Source organism: Streptomyces sp. NBC_00252, from assembly GCF_036187565.1.
Classification (GTDB): Bacteria; Actinomycetota; Actinomycetes; order Streptomycetales; family Streptomycetaceae; genus Streptomyces.
Map to the genome: position 1 here is coordinate 6700818 of NZ_CP108087.1, position 16344 is coordinate 6717161.

A 16344-nucleotide genomic window follows, 5' to 3' on the forward strand; every position below is an offset into this window, starting at 1 on the left:
CTGAAAGTATGGGCGGTCCAGGAGACCCACCTGAGGGGACGTCCGAGGGCGCTTCCGGTGGTGGTGAGGACGAGTACCGATCCGTCGTCTTCGACGAGTCGTTCGTCCGCGCTGCCCGCCTCCAGGAGTTCTCCGCGCGGGAGCGCATGGCCGACCACGCGCCCGCCGTCCGCCGCCGCCCGACCCTGCGCCGCGGTCTCTCCCGCCAGGCCCTGATCCTCGTCGTGCTGATCGCCGTCGCCTTCGGCACCGCGATCTACATGGGCGTACGGCACCCCTACACCACCCCCACGGCCCAGCAGCCCGCCGAGCCGCTGCGGATGACCGTCATACCGCTGTCCCCGCAGGGCAAGGTCCCGGGGGCCGCCGACGCCGAGGACCTGTACGCGCACAGCCCCGCCGCGCAGTTCGGCATCGGCGGCGAGGGCGTGCCGCTGCCGGCCGCGCGACGCACCACGCACTTCTCGGACAGCCAGGTCATCGCCGCCCTGAGCACCGCCAAGGACTTCATCGTGGAGTCCTCGCTCTACCCGGCCGTCCTCACCGGCGGACAGATCCGCCCCGCGCGCGTCCTCGTCGACCCGGACCAACTCGACCAGTTCGACCAGAGCTTCGAGCACCCGACCGCCGACGGCCGGCACGAGCCCACCGGATGGCTGGTTCGCTTCGACCCCGCACGCGTCCAGCTCGCCGACCGCAAGATCCGCGTCCAGGGCACCCTCCAGGCCACCGAGGTCGACTCGTCGACGCTCGAGGTCACCGCCGACGGAACCTTCGTCTACGCGCTGCGGCCCACCGACTCGGCGGCCTCGCCGTCGGCCTCCGCCGGCTCCGGTGCCAAGGCCCAGGTGTCCCTGTTCACCGTCCGCCGCGAACTGCACTTCCGCTTCGACCGCGACGACCTGCGCATGCACCAGGCCCAGCTCATCGTCTCCTACGTCCAGGCCGGGCCCCAGTCCTGCGCAGACGACTCCGTGACCTACCTCCGCCCCCTGCTCGCCGGCCAGACCGCCAAGGCGGGCGGCCCAGCCGGCACGGACCCGTACGCGACGAGCGGAGCGACGGCCCTGTGCGGAACGCTGGCGGCGGGGGCGCAGCCGAAGGTGTGAGTTTCCTGAGTTTTCGCACACACCGGGGGCTGCGCGGCCGTCGTACGTGAGGGAAGTCAGCCGTCAGTCGCGCGGCGGGGTGTCCGAGGGCGGCTGCTCGGTGCCGTTGGTGCCCGACGGCGGCTCGTCCCGCGGGGCGGAACTCGCGAAGCCGCCGAAGCCGCGCCGTACCCGGCCGCCGAGGTCGCCCGCGCCGCCGGCGAAGTCGCTGACCAGCTTCATCAGCGGGTCCTTGGAGCTCTTGACGTTGCTGGCGTAGCTCGCCGCCGACTCGCGGAACGAGTCCGTGACCGAGGTGTCCTTGTCCTCGCTGCGCCGCGGGTAGTGGCCGTCCATGATCCGCTGGTAGTCGCGGGACTCGGCCCACTTCTTCAGCTCGGCCGCCCGCACGGTGGTGAAGGGGTGGGAGCGGGGCAGCACGTTGAGGATCTTCAGGACCGAGTCGCGGAGGTCGCCGCCGGACTCGAACTCCTCGGCCTGCTTGAGGAAGGCGTCCACGTTCATCTCGTGCAGGTGGTTGCCGCCGGCGATCTTCATCAGGCCGCGCATGGAGGCCCGCAGGTCCTGGCCGACCAGCAGGCCCGCGCGGTCGGCGGACAGCTCCGACTTGCGGAACCACTCGCGCAGCGCCGTCACGATCGCCAGGATCGCGAGGTTGCCCAGCGGGATCCAGGCGACCTTCAGGGCGAGGCTGGTGAGGAACAGCAGGATCGTGCGGTACACGGAGTGGCCGGACAGCGCGTGGCCCACCTCGTGGCCGACGACCGCCCGCATCTCTTCCTCGTCGAGCAGTTCGACCAGGCCGGTGGTGACGACGATGATCGGCTCGTCCAGGCCGATGCACATCGCGTTGGGCTGCGGGTCCTGGGTGACGTACATCGGCGGGACCTTCTCCAGGTCCAGGATGTAACAGGCGTCCCGCAGCATGTCGTTGAGGTGCGCGAACTGCTGGTCCGACACGCGCACCGAGTCGGACAGGAACAGCAGCCGCAGACTGCGCTCGGGAAGCAGCCCGCTGAGCGCCTTGAACACCGTGTCGAACCCGGTCAGCTTGCGCAGCGCCACCAGGGCGGAGCGGTCGGCCGGGTGCTCGTACGCACGCGAGGAGATCCCTTCGAAGCGCCTGCGCTGCCTGCTCGGTACGTGCTCGTGCCCGTTCTGCTCGTGGCCGTCTTCGGACATGTGGTCCCCCAAGTACGTGTGTGTGCCCTGAGTGCCCCCGAAGCAGAGCCCAGCCTAGGCGGAGATACCGTGGACGGGCAGTACAGCGAAGGAGTCAACGCATGGAGCCCCATTCCGCAGCCGCCTGGCTCGCAGAGGCCGCGAACGCCGCCCCCCGGCAAGGATCGGGGGATCTGCTCAGGGTCGTACTGATCGTCATGTTCCTCGGCTGCATCCTGACCGCGTGGTTCCTGCTGCGCGGGTACAAACAGAAGGACGACTGAACCACCCGTCGAGTTCCCGCCCGGGGCCACCGGGCGCGTTCCCAATGGCGGAGTCGGCGTGATCGCCGCGGGGGCGCCCGATTACCATGGGCCGACATCTTTATCCCGCCCACACCGGATAGGTTCTGCTGAGATGAGCTTCCACGGCACTGCTGCCCAGTTGGTCACCCTTGCCGCCGAGGGGGAGGGCGGAGGCAATCACGAGAGCCTCCAGCCGATCATCACCGGTGGCGGCGCGTTCATCGTCCTGATGCTGCTGCTGTGGATCACCACCCGTTTCAACCGCGACCGTTAAGGTCCGTCGGCCGGACGGGTCACGGGGCCTTCACACCGGGCCGGTAGGGTCTGCTCGCATGGGAGAGCAGGACATGCCTACCGGTCCGGCGAACGACACGACGCGTGGCACGGAGATCCGCATGGCGAACGGCCCGCGCAACAACGGCCCGTCGAACCCCGGCAAGCGCCGTCTCGGCGTCATGGGCGGAACGTTCGACCCTATCCACCACGGGCACCTCGTGGCGGCCAGCGAGGTCGCCGCGCAGTTCCACCTGGACGAGGTGATCTTCGTCCCGACCGGCCAGCCGTGGCAGAAGACCGACCGCAAGGTCGCACTGGCCGAGGACCGCTACCTGATGACGGTCATCGCGACCGCCGAGAACCCCCAGTTCTCGGTGAGCCGTATCGACATCGACCGCGGCGGCCCCACCTACACCACGGACACCCTGCGGGACCTGCGCGCGCTCAACCCCGACGCGGACCTCTTCTTCATCACCGGCGCCGACGCCCTCGGCGCGATCCTGACCTGGCGGGACGCGGAGGAACTGTTCTCCCTCGCGCACTTCATCGGGGTCACCCGCCCCGGCCACACGCTGACCGACCCCGGCCTCCCGGAGGGCGGCGTCTCCTTGATCGAGGTGCCCGCCCTCGCGATCTCCTCCACGGACTGCCGGGCGAGAGTCGCGAAGGGGGATCCCGTCTGGTACCTGGTGCCCGACGGTGTCGTGCGCTATATCGACAAGCGCGAGCTGTACCGCGGCGAGTGAGCCGAGAGGGGCACCGGTGAACGACCGATACGACGCCGGGTACGGCGGCGACCAGTACGAACTCGTCGGCTACGACGAGTACAACCAGCCTGTCTACCGGCAGGTCCCGGCCCAGCAGACCCAACAGCCCCCGCAGCAGCAGCCGTACGACCCGTACGGCCAGCAGCAGCAACAGGGCTACGCCTACGACCCCTACGGGACCGGCACCCAGCAGCAGCCCCCGTCCTACGACACCGGCGCCTACGACACGGGCCGGCAGGCCCCCCAGTCCGGCTACGACCCGTACGCCACCGGGACGACGACGGCCTACGACCCCTACGGGCAGACCGCGAGCAGCGCGCAGCAGCCCCGGGTCGCCGAGCAGACCGCCTACATCCCGCAGCAGAGCGGCCCGGCCGAGGACACGGAGGCCCCGAAGACCCCGGAGACGGGTGAACGGGACTACCGCACCGAGCAGTTCGCCTTCGTGGAGGAGCCGACCGACGACTCCGAGGACGTCATCGACTGGCTGAACTTCACGGAGAACCGCACCGAGCGCCGCGAGGAGGCCAAGCGCCGCGCCCGCGGCCGCATGGTCGCCCTCGTCGTGGTCCTCGCGCTCGTCGCGGCCAGCGGCATCGGCTATCTCTGGTCGGCCGGGAAGCTCCCCGGGGTCTCCTCGTCCGGCTCGAAGGCGGGCACCACGACGGCTGTCGGCGCGCAGAACCGCGACGTGATCGTCGTCCACCTGCACAACACCTCGAAGGGCGGCACCTCCTCGGTGCTGCTCGTCGACAACACGACCCTGAAGCAGGGCACCACCGTGCTGCTGCCCAACTCCCTGGCGCTCACGGACGACGACGGCAACACGACGACCCTGGCCAAGTCGGTCGGCGACGACGGCACCTCCGGGACCGTCGACCAGCTCAACACGGTCCTCGGCACCGACATCGAGGGCACCTGGCGGCTGGACACCCCCTACCTGCAGAACCTGGTCGACCTCGTCGGCAACATCGACCTCGACACCAACGCCGACGTGCCCGACCCGGACGCCACCAAGAAGAGCGCCGCGCCCCTCGTCCACAAGGGCAAGGACCAGACCCTCAGCGGCAAGATGGCCGTCGCCTACGCCACCTACCGCGCCTCCGGCGAGGCCCAGAACGCCCAGCTGGAGCGGTTCGGCCAGGTCATGCAGGCCGTGCTGCGGCAGCTGACCTCCGACCCGACGGCGGCGACGACCACCGTGCAGACCCTGGCCCAGATCCTGGACCCGCCGCTCACCGACAAGGACCTCGGCACCTTCCTCGCGAAGCTCGCCGACCTCGCCAAGAGCGGCGACTACAAGACGGCCCTGCTGCCCGTCCAGAACGACGGCACCCTGACCGCGCAGGCCTCGGCCAGCGTCGTCAAGGACATCCTGGGCGGCACCGCGAAGAGCCCCGACGAGAGCTCGGCGGTCCGGGTCGCCGTCCAGAACGCCACCGGCGTCAAGGACGACACCGAGAAGGCCCGCGTGGTCCTCCTCAACGGCGGCTTCACCTTCCTGGAGGCCGGCACCGCGTCCGGCACCTCGGCCACGACCAAGATCACGTACTCCGACGCGGCCGACAAGGAGAACGCCACCGAGGTCGCCAAGACCCTGGGCCTGCCCACCAGCACCGTGACCAAGGGCACGGTCTCCGCGAACGCGGATGTCTCGGTGATCCTGGGAGAGGACTACAAGCCGTCGTCGTCCTGACGAGGGCGCGGTGGCCGTGTGACGGAGAGCACGCCCCGGAGGGCGGAGCCGGTGTCCGACCGGCTTCCGGGGCGTGATCCGTTATTCACGTGGGGTCCCGTCCGCGGTCCGTGAGACCCTTGAGGTCTGTTGACCGCCGACCGAAAGCCGCGTAGTGACCGCCACTGACCGCTCCATCGAGCTCATCTCCGCCGCCGCCCAGGCGGCCGCCGACAAGCTCGCGCACGACATCATCGCCTACGACGTCAGCGACGTGCTGTCGATCACGGACGCCTTCCTGCTGGCCTCCGCTCCCAACGACCGTCAGGTCAAGTCGATCGTCGACGAGATCGAGGAGCGGCTCAACAAGGACCTCGGCGCCAAGCCGGTCCGCCGCGAGGGCGACCGCGACGCCCGCTGGATCCTGCTCGACTACGTCGACATCGTCGTCCACGTCCAGCACAGCGAGGAGCGCGTCTTCTACGCCCTCGAGCGGCTGTGGAAGGACTGCCCCGAGCTGGACCTCCCCGCCGAGGCCAAGGCCACCCGCGGCAAGGCTGCCGAGCACGCCAAGCTGCAGGCCGAGGAGGACGCCTCCGAGTTCGGGGAGGTGCGGTGACCGCCGGGGCCGACGGCCGCAAGGCGGGCCGCGGCCGCCGCGTCATCCTGTGGCGGCACGGCCAGACCGCGTGGAACGTGGAGCGCCGCTTCCAGGGCACCACGGACGTCGAGCTGACCGAGACCGGCGTCGGCCAGGCCCGCCGGGCCGCCCGGCTGCTGGCCTCCCTCAAGCCGGACGCGATCGTCGCCTCCGACCTGAAGCGCGCGGCGAACACGGCCGCCGAGCTGGCCGCCCTCACCGACCTCGACGTCACCCACGACGAGGGCCTGCGGGAGACCTACGCGGGCGTCTGGCAGGGACTGACGCACGAGGAGATCATCGCCCGCCACGGCGAGGAGTACGCCGCGTGGAAGCGCGGCGAGCCGGTGCGCCGCGGCGGCGGCGAACTGGAGAGCGAGGTCGCCGACCGGGCCGCTCCCGTCGTGCTCCGGCACGCCGAGAAACTGCCCGAGGACGGCACCCTCGTGGTGGTCAGCCACGGCGGCACGATCCGCACCACCATCGGTCGTCTCCTCGGTCTGGAGTCCCAGCACTGGGAGAGTCTCGGCGGCCTCTCCAACTGCTGCTGGTCGGTCCTCGGCGAGGGCGCCCGCGGCTGGCGCCTGCTGGAACACAACGCCGGCACACTCCCGGAACCGGTGCTCGGCGACGACGACTGAGCGGCCCTCCAGGGCCCCGACCCCGGATTTCACTTTCCGGCAGGTCGCAGGCTAAAGTTCTTCTTGTTCGCCCCGCCGAGCGGGAAGAACACAAGGGGCTATAGCTCAGTTGGTAGAGCGCCTGCATGGCATGCAGGAGGTCAGGAGTTCAATTCTCCTTAGCTCCACAGATCGACACTCTTGAGTTGTCAAAAATCGAGAGTCGTTCACGGTCGAATCGATGAGATCCCGTCCCTTTCAGGGGCGGGATTTTTTCGTGCCTGTCAGCGCCGCCGCACGGAGCCGGGTCTCCTCGTCGGCCGGCGTGTAGACCACGATCCGGCACTCCGGCATGCCGTGGACCGACAGCGACACGGACGTCATCCGCATCTCGCCCACCTCCGCGTGCCGGAACGTCTTCACCCGCCGCCCCGGCTCCGCCACGTCCCCGCTCTTCCACAGCCGTGCGAAGAGCGGGCTCGCCGCCGACAGGCCGCGTATGAACTCCTCCCAGACGGGCTCACCGGTATGCAGTCCGTAGGCCGAGCGCAGCGTCGCCACCATCACCGGCAGCTCCGTGTCCCGGTACAGCAGCGGGCACTCCTCCTCCGGCACCGTGAACAGCTTCCACAGCGCGTTCGCCATCGGGCCCGGGGACAGCGGCTCCACCCAGAACACCGTCCGGTAGGGGGAGTTGGTGGCGAGGATGTCGTACCGCGAGTTGTAGACCACGGCCGGGCGCGGCTCCAGGGCGTCGAGGATGCCCTGGATCTCCGGCCCCACCGTCTGCACGACCGCCTCCGGAGGATGCGCATACGGCACCTCGGCCAGGTGGTACAGATGCTCCCGCTCCGGCGCGTCGAGCCGGAGTGTGCGCGCCACGGCGTCCAGGACCTGCGCGGAGGCGTTGATCGGGCGCCCCTGTTCGAGCCACGTGTACCAGGTGACGCCCACGCCGGAGAGCTGCGCGACCTCCTCGCGGCGCAGCCCCGGCGTACGCCGTCGGAAGCCCGGCGGCATGCCCACGTCGTGCGGTGTCACCCGCGCGCGCCTGCTGCGCAGGAACGCGGCCAGCTCAGGCCGGCGGCGCTGTGTCGTCCCCATCCCCATCGTCACATCCCCCATGCTCGATGCCCGGCCCGGTCCGTGCCAGGTGCTGGCAGTACCAGCATCAGCGGGCTCTCGGCACCCGTACCGGAGCGCCCTCACGCTCGACCGCATGACGACACCACCCCGTACGGAACCGGATTCCGCACCCGTTCCAACTCCTGCCACCAGTAAAGACCCTGGCACTGACAATCGCCGTGGGCCGATGCTCGCGGTGCTCCTCGCGGCCCTGTTCATGGCGCTGCTCGACGTGTTCATCGTGAACGTCGCCGCCCCCACCATCGGCACCGAACTCCACGCGTCCGGCGCCGACTTGCAGCTGGTGATCGCCGGTTACACCATCACGTACTCGGTGCTGCTGATCACCGGCGCCCGGCTCGGCGACCGGCTCGGCCACGCCCGGGTCCATCTCGCCGGGCTCGCCCTCTTCACCGCGGCCTCGCTCGCCTGCGGACTGGCCCAGGGCTCGACCGAGCTGATCGTGTTCCGGCTGATCCAGGGCTCCGGCTCGGCGCTGATGATCCCGCAGGTGCTGAGCCTGATCCAGCGCCACTTCATCGGCGAGGCCCGGATGCGGGCGCTCGGCATCTACTCGGCGGTCATCGCCGTCGGCGCCGCCGCCGGGCAGATCCTCGGCGGGGTTCTCGTCAGCGCCGACCTGTTCGGCACGAGCTGGCGGCCCGTGTTCCTCGTCAACGTGCCCGTGGGCGTCGTCCTCCTGGTCCTCGGCAGGCGCGTGCTGCCGAGGGACGGCGGGGCGGAGCCGGAGCGGGCGCGGGCCTTCGACGTGCCGGGTCTCGTGCTGCTCGCGGCGGCGGTCTCGCTGCTGACGGTGCCGCTGGTGCTGGGGCAGGAGGAGGGCTGGCCGCTGTGGTCCTGGCTGTCGCTGATCGCGGCGGCGGTGCTCTTCGCGGCGTTCTGCGGCTACGAGTCCCGGCTCGCCCGGCGCGGGGGAGCCCCGCTGATCGCGCCGCGTGTGCTGCGTCACCCGGGGATGGGTCTCGCCGTCTTCCGGATCCTGGCCGTGATGGCGGTCAACGCCGGTTTCCTGTTCGCGCTCACCCTGCACGTCCAGGGCGGCCTCGGGTTCAGCGCGCTGCGCGCCGGTCTCACCTTCGCGCCGACGGCGGTCGTCTTCGGGGCGGTCGGACTGACGTGGCGCAGGTGGCCGGCGGCCTGGCAGCGGGCGCTGACCCCGCTCGGATTCCTCATCACGATTCCGGCCGTCGCGGGAGTCGGCCTGGCGTTCGAAGGCGGCGACCGCGGCGGGGCCGTACTGTACGTGGCGTACGTCGGCGTGGGGGCCGGGCTCGCGCTCGCCTTCAGTCCGACGCTGACGCGGGCTCTCGCGACGGTGCGGCCCGAGGACGCGGCGGACGCCAGCGGACTGCTCTCCACGGTCGCGCAGCTGGGTCAGCTGCTCGGGGTCGCGGTTTTCGGCACACTGTTCTTGAACCGGCTTGAGTCACTTGGGGCCCCGGGGGCGTATACCTCTGCGGAGGCGCTTTTGGCGTGCATGTTCGCGCTGGCCGGGACGGCCGCGGTGGGTGCCGTGTCCGGACTGGTACTAAGGCGTCGCTGACCGTATTGGTCCGGCCGTGGCAGAATCAAACGGCCGGAGGGGGCGCGGCCCGACGGGAGGGAGTAGCGATGCCTGCGAGCATCATCGAGGAGGTCGACCACCTCTTCGATGCGGCGTTGATACGGGATACGATCACCCGCCTGAGCTGCCCTTCCTGCGGTTCCGCCCACGTGGCGCAAGTCCTCGGTGACAACGGCGGAGTTTCCTACGTGTGCACGGCCTGCGGCCACAGCTGGAGCTGATCGATGGGTGCACACAGGCGAAAGTGCGACTGGTGCGGCAGTGGGACGCCGATCGTCCGTGACATGGAACCGGTGAATCCCGACTACCAGTACTGGTGCGAGGAGTGCGCGCGGGCGCTGATCATAAAAGGCGATCCGATCGAGACGTACCGCGAACTCGAGGGCGAGCCGATCTACGGTCGACTCCTCGAAGAGCACTGCACTTTGAAACGGTTCTATTCCTTCGTCACCGCTTGACCCCGGGCGGGCCCGCCCGCTGGACCATAGCTGTCGAATCCGTACAGAACGGAAACGATTTGGTGGTGCACCGGGTCCACCGTGTAATGTTGGCGTCGCCGCCGGGGAGACCCGGAGGACATCGCAAGGGGCTATAGCTCAGTTGGTAGAGCGCCTGCATGGCATGCAGGAGGTCAGGAGTTCAATTCTCCTTAGCTCCACAGAAATCGAAGGCGGATCATCCCTCAGGATGATCCGCCTTCGGCGTGTTCAGGGGGAGTTGGCGCCGGTCAGGACCGGTGGGCCGCCCCTTCTTTGAAGAAGAGGCGGCCTTGCCGTTCGTGCGCTCAGCGGCCCAGGGCCCGCCGGCCGCGGCCCTGGGAGAGGACCGGCAGGTTCCGGGACGGGGTCTTGTCCCGGGGAGCCTCCTCCTCCAGACGCAGGGCGAGCGCCGGGCAACGGCGCACCGCGCGGAGGGCCTTCGCCTCCGCGTACCGCGGCACCTGGGCCTGCGCCACGGTGGGGAAGCCGTCGGCGCCGAGTTCGAAGACCTCCGGGAGGATGTCCGCGCACAGACCGTGGCCCCGGCACAGCGTCCAGTCGACGTAGATCTTCTGACGGCTGGGACCGCTCTCCTCGGCCTCCGCGCCGCTCGTGATGCCCGCGGGGAGCTGGCCGCCCTCGAAGAGCGGCAGAACGCCCTCCACGGGCCTTCCGCAGCCGTTCCCGAGGACGTGGGCGGCGAGGTCGTCCGTGAACGCCTTGATGGTCGACTCCAGAAACATCGCGGAGCCGTCCGGGTGCGAGCACGCGCCGCGCCGCTTCACGGCCTTGGCGACCTGCTTGAGCGCCTCCAGGGCGGCCGGGCCGCCGCCGTTGAGGATGTCCTCCATGCCGCGCGCGGCGGCGGGCAGACCGAGGTAGCAGGGACCGCACTGTCCCGCGCTCTCGTCGGCCAGCCACTGGGCCACGCGCAGTGACTCGCCCAGCGGGCAGGTCTCCTGGGTGATCGGCATGATGGCGCCCGCGCCGAGCGCACCGCCCACCGCGTCCAGGGAGTTGCGGGAGACGATCGCCTCGTTGACCGTCGCCGCGTCGATCCACTTGCCGTGGTAACCACCCGTCAGCACACCCTGGGGGACCGGCGGGGCACCGGCCAGCTGCAGGACGTAGCGCAGCGGTACGCCGGTGGGGACCTCGAGCACCATGGGGCGCGCGACCGCCCCGGAGACCGTGAGCATGACGGTGCCGGGCTCGTCGTAGAGGCCGGTGTTGCCGTAGCGCTCGGGGCCGATGCGGGCGGCGATGGCGAGTTGGGCGAACGTCTCGGCGTTCGACAGCAGGGTGGGGGCGCCGCCGACGCCGTTCTGGGAGGCGCTGACCTTGCGGCCGGGCGGGATCGCCGGGCCGCCGTCGATCGAGCGGATCAGTGACGCGGCGGCACCGGTGACCATGCGGACCGGGTTGCGCTGGACGAACGCCTTCAGTGCCGAACGGCGGGTGTTGCTCAGGCCGCGCTCGGAGAGTGCCGCCTCCATGGAGCGCTGCGTCGACTCCCTGGTGACCCCCACCACGAGCGTGCGGGCACCCAGGGCCTCGGCGACCAGGAGGGCGCCGTCCAGGATGAGGTGCGGGGCACGGTTGATGAGCACCGTGTCCTTGCGGCAGGCCGGTTCGTCCTCACTGCCGTTGACGACGACGACCGGTCGTACGCCGCGTTTGATCGCGGCCTCGGCGACCGACCGCAGCTTCTTGTGGAAGGGGAAGCCCGCGCCGCCGCGGCCCTTCAGGTTGATGGCCTCGGAGAGCTTCGCGAGCTGCTCCCCGCCCATCGGTTCGAGCGGCCCGTGCACCTTGAGGTGCATGGGCAGGTCGAGTCGCTCGACAAGGTCGAAGCCTGACGTGAGCTGCGGAAGCCCGACGACGCGGACTTCGGGGACGTCGGGCAGGGCCTCGTTCACCTATAGCCTCCGGAAGGCGTGTTCCAAGGTTCGCCCGAGCCGCCCTGCGCGTCGAAGTCGTACGAAGCGTTGGGCGTTTGATCGGTGGCGGGACCGCTGTTGTACGTGTCATTGGGGTTGTACGTACCGGAGGTGCCGTTCGACTCACCGGTCGGGTACGCGTATCCCTCCCCATAGCCGCCCGTGCCCGAATTGTTGTTGTACGTAGGGATGTTGTAACCGGTGTCCTGGAGCGGGTCGTAGGCCGACGGGGGCGCCTCGCCGACCGGCGGCGGCGACGGGATCGGCCAGCTGCCCGAGGTGCTGCCCCCGTTGTCCGCGCGCGGGACGGCCTGGGTGTTCTGCATGTCCATGGGCACGTTCAGGTGCGCGATCTGGTCGGTGACGTACGGCATCTGGCCGGTGGACTCAGGCGTGGCGGTGCGGTAGGCGGCCGCGAAGTCGTTCTTGGCGGTCTCCGGGGTCATGGACCTCGTCTCGTACATGGCGGCGGGGTCCACGCGCGGGACCGACCCGGTCTCGGTGAACGAGGGCTGCCGTGCGGCCCGTCGGCCCTCGGCGGGACGGCGGCTCTCGAAGCCCGGCAGGGTGGACTCGCCCACGCGGCCCCGGCTCGCGTCGAGTTCGTCCAGGCCGGGACGCTCCTCGTTGCCCAGGAGCCGGGCGACCTTGTCGGCGAACTTCCGCTTGAAGGGGCGGGGCGCCGAGCGCAGGGCGAGGGCGGCGGCGACCCCGACCAGGCACAGCTCGTACGAGATCATGAAGAACGGCTTCGCCGCGCGGCCCGCGAACAGGCCGTGGACCAGCGCCGCGCACCAGGCCGGGTAGGCCAGCATGTGCATCGCGCGCCAGCGGGCGGCGACGGGCGCGGGGGACGCGAACTGGTTGCGCAGGGCGCCGGTGATGCCCACGAAGATCATGAGCAGGCCGGCCAGGGACCCGAGGCCGATGAGCCCGGCGCTGCCCTTCACGCCGAGGCTGAACGGGATCAGCGCGGCGATCAGGACGGTGTGGTCGAGCGCCAGCTTGACCGTGATGTGGATCACCAGGAAGGCGATCGAGCCCACGGCGGTCACCCGGTGGATGCCCTGGGCCACGATCCGCTGGCGGATGTTGAGGATGACGCGGTCCTGGGCGACCAGCCCCCAGATCACCGAGCAGGTGAGGGAGACGAGCGACAGGACGCCCGCACCGAAGTTGAGGAAGTCCTGTACCCGGCTGCCTCCGAGCAGCACGAACACGGGTATGAAGATCAGGACGACAAGGCTCACCACGCCATAGGCCGAACGGCCCGGCTTGGGGAGCGAACTGGTACTACGACGAGGGTTCATGGGGGCAACTCCGAGCAGTATCGGGAAAGCGGTCCCGCTGCCGAACTCTAAGTGGCTCCATACCGGTGGGTACGAGGTTTGAGTTATTGCGTTGTTATCAAACGACAATGCGCTTGCTGTGATGTCCCGTAGAGGGTGGTACGCGAAGGTAGTCCTTGAACTTGGTTCAGTCCGGGTCGGTGTGGTCAGGGTGCCAAGGGTGATACGGAAGCGCGTCGCGTTGTGCTCAAGGGCTGCGGTACTCTGACGCCATGCGTGCTGTACGCCTTCTGCTTAGCGAGCCGCGCTGATCAGTCCCGACCACCGGCGAACGGTGAGGTCGGAATCGGCGCGGCGTCCCCTCCTGTGCGAGGGGATTTTTCATTTGGTGGATGTCCATGGCGGATGTCACAGCCTGAATGTCGCAGCCGCTGGCAGAGACGATCGATGGAGCTTTGAGGATCATGAGCGAGACGAACCCCGCTGCCGCCGCCGAGGTGGTCGCCCCGCACCGCTACACGGCAGCCATGGCCGCGGACATCGAGGCACGCTGGCAGGACTTCTGGGATGCCGAGGGCACCTACGAGGCACCGAACCCGAGCGGTGACCTGGCCGGCGACCCCGAACTGGCCGCCCGCCCCAAGAAGTTCATCATGGACATGTTCCCGTACCCCTCCGGTGCGGGCCTGCACGTCGGCCACCCCCTGGGCTACATCGCCACCGACGTGTTCGCCCGGTACCAGCGGATGACCGGCCACAACGTGCTGCACACCCTGGGCTTCGACGCCTTCGGCCTGCCCGCCGAACAGCACGCCGTCCAGACCGGAGAGCACCCCAGGATCACCACCCTGGCCGCCATCACCAACATGAAGTCCCAGCTGCGCGCGCTGGGCCTGGGCCACGACAAGCGCCGGTCGTTCGCCACGATCGACCCCGAGTACTACAAGTGGACCCAGTGGATCTTCCTGCAGATCTTCAACTCCTGGTACGACGACGAGGCCGACAAGGCCCGCCCGATCGCCGAGCTGGTCGCCCAGTTCGAGACCGGTGAGCGTGCCGTACCGGGCCACACGCGCGCGTGGGCCGAGCTGACCGCCACCGAACGTGCCGACGTCCTGGGCGAGTTCCGCCTGGCGTACGCCTCCGACGCGCCCGTCAACTGGTGCCCCGGGCTGGGCACCGTCCTGGCCAACGAGGAAGTCACCGCCGACGGCCGCTCCGAGCGCGGCAACTTCCCGGTCTTCAAGGCCAAGCTGCGCCAGTGGAACATGCGCATCACCGCCTACGCCGACCGGCTGCTGGCGGACCTGGAGGAGCTGGACTGGCCCGAGGCCATCAAGCTGCAGCAGCGCAACTGGATCGGCCGCTCCGAGGGCGCCCGCGTCGACTTCCCCGTCGACGGCGAGACCATCACCGTCTTCACCACCCGCCCCGACACCCTGTTCGGCGCGACCTACATGGTGCTGGCACCCGAGCACCCCCTGGTCGACAAGTTCACCCCGGACGCCTGGCCCGAGGGCACGCGCGACGCGTGGACCGGGGGTCACGCCACCCCGGCCGAGGCCGTCGCCGCGTACCGCGCGCAGGCCGGCACCAAGTCCGACGTGGAGCGCCAGGCCGACGCCAAGGAGAAGACCGGTGTCTTCACCGGCGCCTTCGCGACCAACCCGGTCAACGGCGAGCGCATCCCGGTCTTCATCGCCGACTACGTACTGATGGGCTACGGCACCGGCGCGATCATGGCCGTCCCGGCGGGCGACCAGCGCGACTTCGACTTCGCGCGCGCCTTCGAGCTGCCGATCACCTGCATCGTGGAGCCGACCGACGGCCGCGGCACGGACACGTCCACCTGGGAGGACGCCTTCGGGTCGTACGACGCGAAGATCATCAACTCCTCGAACGACGAGATCTCCCTGGACGGCCTGCCCGTGGCCGAGGCCAAGGCCCGCATCACGGAGTGGCTGGCCCGCAAGGGCATCGGCGAGGGCACCGTCAACTTCCGCCTGCGCGACTGGCTGTTCAGCCGCCAGCGCTACTGGGGCGAGCCCTTCCCGATCGTCTACGACGAGGACGGCATCGCGCACCCGTTGCCCGAGTCGATGCTGCCCCTGGAGCTGCCGGAGGTCGAGGACTACTCGCCGCGCACCTTCGACCCGGACGACGCCGACACGTCCCCGGAGACGCCCCTGTCCCGCAACGAGGACTGGGTCGCCGTCACCCTGGACCTGGGCGACGGCCGCGGCCCCCAGAAGTACCGCCGCGAGACCAACACCATGCCGAACTGGGCCGGTTCCTGCTGGTACGAACTGCGCTACCTGGACCCGCACAACGACCAGAAGCTGGTCGACCCCGCCATCGAGCAGTACTGGATGGGCCCCCGCGAGGGCATGCCGCACGGCGGCGTCGACCTGTACGTCGGCGGCGCCGAGCACGCCGTACTGCACCTGCTGTACGCCCGCTTCTGGTCCAAGGTGCTGTTCGACCTGGGGCACATCTCGTCCCCCGAGCCGTTCCACAAGCTGTTCAACCAGGGCATGATCCAGGCCTACGTCTACCGGGACAGCCGCGGCTTCCCGGTCCCGGCCGCCGAGGTGGAGGAGCGCGACGGCGCCTACTACTACCAGGGCGAGAAGGTCTCCCGGCTGCTGGGCAAGATGGGCAAGTCCCTGAAGAACGCGGTCACTCCGGACGAGATCTGCGACGAGTACGGCGCCGACACCCTGCGCCTGTACGAGATGGCCATGGGTCCCCTGGACGTCTCCCGGCCGTGGGACACGCGCGCGGTGGTGGGCCAGTACCGGCTGCTGCAGCGGCTGTGGCGCAACATCGTCGACGAGACGACCGGTGAGGTCACGGTCGTCGACACCGAGCCCGACGAGGACACGCTGCGTGCCCTGCACAAGGCGATCGACGGGGTGCGCCAGGACCTGGCGGGCCTGCGCTTCAACACGGCCATCGCCAAGATCACCGAGCTGAACAACCAGCTGACCAAGGCGGGCGGCGCCCTGCCGCGCCCGGTCGCCGAGTCGCTGGTGCTGCTGATTGCGCCGCTGGCCCCGCACATCGCCGAGGAACTGTGGCGCAAGCTGGGCCGCACCGACACGGTGGTCCACCAGGACTACCCGGTCGCCGACCCGGCGTACGTCGTGGACGAGAGCGTGACCTGCGTCGTGCAGATCAAGGGCAAGGTCAAGGCCCGCCTGGAGGTCTCCCCGACGATCTCCGACGCCGAACTGGAGAAGGTCGCGCTGGCCGACGAGAAGGTCGTCGCCGCCCTGGAGGGCGCGGGCATCCGCAAGGTCATCGTGCGGGCGCCGAAGCTGGTGAACATCGTTCCGGCGTAGTCGGGGCGGTTGGCTCGGGGTAGTCCCCT

The 16344-nt window shown here is 69.8% G+C and carries 15 protein-coding genes and 2 tRNA genes; 13 read left to right on the forward strand and 4 right to left on the reverse strand.

The annotated features are described in order from the left end of the window. The first annotated feature begins 8 nt into the window (after positions 1 to 8). Positions 9 to 1109, forward strand: coding sequence for an SCO2583 family membrane protein (locus OHT77_RS29665; protein WP_328831467.1), 1101 nt, complete (start codon positions 9 to 11; stop codon positions 1107 to 1109). A gap of 63 nt (positions 1110 to 1172) precedes the next feature. Here the strand turns inward: OHT77_RS29665 and OHT77_RS29670 are convergent, their stop codons facing one another. Further along, positions 1173 to 2291 (reverse strand): M48 family metallopeptidase, encoded by a 1119-nt coding sequence (locus OHT77_RS29670; RefSeq protein WP_328831468.1) that lies wholly within the window; start codon positions 2289 to 2291, stop codon positions 1173 to 1175. A 101-nt stretch (positions 2292 to 2392) separates the two neighbouring features. Here OHT77_RS29670 and OHT77_RS29675 point away from each other — a divergent pair, with 101 nt between their 5' ends. From OHT77_RS29675 to OHT77_RS29705, 7 genes are all read left to right on the forward strand, one after another. Next, positions 2393 to 2554 (forward strand): hypothetical protein, encoded by a 162-nt coding sequence (locus tag OHT77_RS29675; RefSeq protein WP_266768617.1) that lies wholly within the window; start codon positions 2393 to 2395, stop codon positions 2552 to 2554. Positions 2555 to 2687: 133 nt separating this feature from the next. Further along, positions 2688 to 2849 carry a hypothetical protein gene (locus OHT77_RS29680; RefSeq protein ID WP_328831469.1) on the forward strand — a complete coding sequence of 54 codons (162 nt, stop codon included), beginning with the start codon at positions 2688 to 2690 and terminating at the stop codon, positions 2847 to 2849. 58 nt (positions 2850 to 2907) lie between these two features. Further along, positions 2908 to 3597 (forward strand): nicotinate-nucleotide adenylyltransferase, encoded by a 690-nt coding sequence (gene nadD / locus OHT77_RS29685; protein WP_026151393.1) that lies wholly within the window; start codon positions 2908 to 2910, stop codon positions 3595 to 3597. 16 nt (positions 3598 to 3613) lie between these two features. Next, positions 3614 to 5314 (forward strand): LCP family protein, encoded by a 1701-nt coding sequence (locus OHT77_RS29690; protein WP_328831470.1) that lies wholly within the window; start codon positions 3614 to 3616, stop codon positions 5312 to 5314. A 154-nt stretch (positions 5315 to 5468) separates the two neighbouring features. Further along, positions 5469 to 5912, forward strand: a complete 444-nt coding sequence (gene rsfS / locus OHT77_RS29695; protein ID WP_328831471.1) for a ribosome silencing factor — start codon at positions 5469 to 5471, stop codon at positions 5910 to 5912. After that, a complete protein-coding gene (locus tag OHT77_RS29700; RefSeq protein WP_328831473.1) occupies positions 5909 to 6574 on the forward strand; it encodes a histidine phosphatase family protein in 666 nt (221 codons plus the stop codon). The genes rsfS and OHT77_RS29700 overlap by 4 nt, the downstream gene beginning before the upstream one ends. Positions 6575 to 6668: 94 nt before the next feature. Next, a tRNA-Ala gene (locus OHT77_RS29705) sits at positions 6669 to 6741 on the forward strand. A 70-nt stretch (positions 6742 to 6811) separates the two neighbouring features. Here the strand turns inward: OHT77_RS29705 and OHT77_RS29710 are convergent. Then, the gene (locus OHT77_RS29710; protein ID WP_328831474.1) at positions 6812 to 7657 is read right to left on the reverse strand and encodes a helix-turn-helix transcriptional regulator; all 846 of its coding nucleotides are present in this window, start codon (positions 7655 to 7657) and stop codon (positions 6812 to 6814) included. A 208-nt stretch (positions 7658 to 7865) separates the two neighbouring features. Between OHT77_RS29710 and OHT77_RS29715 the strand changes: the two genes are divergently transcribed. The 4 genes from OHT77_RS29715 (at position 7866) to OHT77_RS29730 (ending at position 9921) form a co-directional block, all read left to right on the forward strand. Further along, the gene (locus OHT77_RS29715; protein WP_328831475.1) at positions 7866 to 9242 is read left to right on the forward strand and encodes an MFS transporter; all 1377 of its coding nucleotides are present in this window, start codon (positions 7866 to 7868) and stop codon (positions 9240 to 9242) included. A 68-nt stretch (positions 9243 to 9310) separates the two neighbouring features. Beyond that, positions 9311 to 9484 carry a hypothetical protein gene (locus OHT77_RS29720; protein ID WP_019063265.1) on the forward strand — a complete coding sequence of 58 codons (174 nt, stop codon included), beginning with the start codon at positions 9311 to 9313 and terminating at the stop codon, positions 9482 to 9484. A gap of 3 nt (positions 9485 to 9487) precedes the next feature. After that, entirely contained in the window at positions 9488 to 9721 is a 234-nt protein-coding gene (locus OHT77_RS29725; RefSeq protein WP_003976229.1) for a hypothetical protein, read from the forward strand. Between the two features lie 127 nt (positions 9722 to 9848). Then, positions 9849 to 9921, forward strand: a tRNA-Ala gene (locus OHT77_RS29730). A gap of 126 nt (positions 9922 to 10047) precedes the next feature. Here OHT77_RS29730 and OHT77_RS29735 read toward each other — a convergent pair. Both OHT77_RS29735 and OHT77_RS29740 read right to left on the reverse strand, forming a co-directional pair. Next, positions 10048 to 11661 (reverse strand): NADH-quinone oxidoreductase subunit NuoF family protein, encoded by a 1614-nt coding sequence (locus tag OHT77_RS29735; protein ID WP_328831476.1) that lies wholly within the window; start codon positions 11659 to 11661, stop codon positions 10048 to 10050. Beyond that, positions 11658 to 12992, reverse strand: a complete 1335-nt coding sequence (locus OHT77_RS29740) for a cytochrome b/b6 domain-containing protein (protein WP_328831478.1) — start codon at positions 12990 to 12992, stop codon at positions 11658 to 11660. The genes OHT77_RS29735 and OHT77_RS29740 overlap by 4 nt, the downstream gene beginning before the upstream one ends. 443 nt (positions 12993 to 13435) lie before the next feature. Here OHT77_RS29740 and leuS point away from each other — a divergent pair, with 443 nt between their 5' ends. Beyond that, positions 13436 to 16315, forward strand: a complete 2880-nt coding sequence (gene leuS / locus OHT77_RS29745; protein ID WP_328831479.1) for a leucine--tRNA ligase — start codon at positions 13436 to 13438, stop codon at positions 16313 to 16315. Positions 16316 to 16344: the final 29 nt, after the last annotated feature.

Bases quoted from the DNA above. Each gene is read 5' to 3' on its own strand.
- OHT77_RS29710 (WP_328831474.1), bottom strand. From the start codon at position 7,657: ATGGGGACGACACAGCGCCGCCGGCCTGAGCTGGCCGCGTTCCTGCGC.
- leuS (WP_328831479.1), top strand. From the start codon at position 13,436: ATGAGCGAGACGAACCCCGCTGCCGCCGCCGAGGTGGTCGCCCCGCAC.
- OHT77_RS29715 (WP_328831475.1), top strand. From the start codon at position 7,866: ATGCTCGCGGTGCTCCTCGCGGCCCTGTTCATGGCGCTGCTCGACGTG.
- OHT77_RS29680 (WP_328831469.1), top strand. From the start codon at position 2,688: ATGAGCTTCCACGGCACTGCTGCCCAGTTGGTCACCCTTGCCGCCGAG.
- OHT77_RS29740 (WP_328831478.1), bottom strand. From the start codon at position 12,992: ATGAACCCTCGTCGTAGTACCAGTTCGCTCCCCAAGCCGGGCCGTTCG.
- OHT77_RS29665 (WP_328831467.1), top strand. From the start codon at position 9: ATGGGCGGTCCAGGAGACCCACCTGAGGGGACGTCCGAGGGCGCTTCC.
- OHT77_RS29720 (WP_019063265.1), top strand. From the start codon at position 9,311: ATGCCTGCGAGCATCATCGAGGAGGTCGACCACCTCTTCGATGCGGCG.
- nadD (WP_026151393.1), top strand. From the start codon at position 2,908: ATGGGAGAGCAGGACATGCCTACCGGTCCGGCGAACGACACGACGCGT.
- OHT77_RS29675 (WP_266768617.1), top strand. From the start codon at position 2,393: ATGGAGCCCCATTCCGCAGCCGCCTGGCTCGCAGAGGCCGCGAACGCC.
- OHT77_RS29670 (WP_328831468.1), bottom strand. From the start codon at position 2,291: ATGTCCGAAGACGGCCACGAGCAGAACGGGCACGAGCACGTACCGAGC.
- OHT77_RS29725 (WP_003976229.1), top strand. From the start codon at position 9,488: ATGGGTGCACACAGGCGAAAGTGCGACTGGTGCGGCAGTGGGACGCCG.